Source organism: Galbibacter marinus (assembly GCF_000300875.1).
GTDB lineage: Bacteria > Bacteroidota > Bacteroidia > Flavobacteriales > Flavobacteriaceae > Galbibacter > Galbibacter marinus.
Window position 1 is genome coordinate 1 of sequence record NZ_AMSG01000065.1, and the last position, 1,015, is coordinate 1,015.

1 protein-coding gene is annotated in these 1,015 nt (G+C 41.8%); it reads left to right on the forward strand.

The window, feature by feature from the left end; genetic code table 11:
- The coding region (tnpC, locus tag I215_RS15580; protein WP_008992952.1) for an IS66 family transposase at positions 1-1,015 on the forward strand (1,015 nt) is incomplete at both ends.

The window sequence follows — 1,015 nt, forward strand, 5'->3', positions numbered from 1 at the left end:
TCCACAGCAAGAAGAAATCTCCTATACCCGAGACAAGAAGAAACACCCAGGCCGCCATGCCCTTCCCGAGAATCTTCCCGTAAGAGAAGAGATTATCGAACCAATAGAGGACACCACTGGAATGGATAAAATTGGTGAAGAGGTTACAGAGACCTTGGAATATACGCCTGCTTCTCTTGTCAAACGACGAGTGATACGTCCTAAATATATAAAGAAAGGAACTTCACAAATAATTGTTGGGGAGTTACCTGAGCGTCCTTTAGATAGAAGTATTGCAGAAGCTAGTCTATTGGCCTATATCATAATGAGGAAATATGTAGAACACATGCCATTCTATCGTCAAATTCAAGGATTTGGTCGCGATTTTGGCTGGAATCCTGCCCCTAGCACCCTTAGTGATTGGATGAGTGGATGTGCAATACTACTGGAGCCACTTTACAATGTGCTCAAACAAAAAATCTTGGAGTCTGGTTACATCCAAGTGGATGAGTCTCCGATTAAGGTGCTGGATAAAGATAAAAAAGGAAGTACACATCAAGGTTACCAGTGGGTTTATCATGATCCAGTGCATAAGCTTGTGCTCTTTAATTACAATAAGGGAAGAGGTCAGAATGGCCCAAAACGACTATTGTCCGAATACCAAGGTATCTTGCAATGTGATGGCTATTCTGTGTACGACAACATTGGGACCCAACCCGGAATTGTATTAGCCGGATGTCTTGTCCATGCTAGAAGAAAATTTTTTGATGCTAAGGATAGTGACCCTGCCAGAGCCGAACAAGCCTTGGAGTGGTTCAAGGAGATTTATACCATTGAACGAGACATTAAGGGAAGTACTCAAGACTTTGATCTGAGAAGGCAACAAAGGAATCAGCAGATTATGCCTATTCTACAAAAAATAAGAAACTGGATTGAAGAAAACTCGCTTCAAGTATTACCAAAGAGCGCTATAGGAAAAGCAATGACCTATTTTGTTAGGCAGTACCCCAAGCTTGAAAACGTATTAATAGACGGG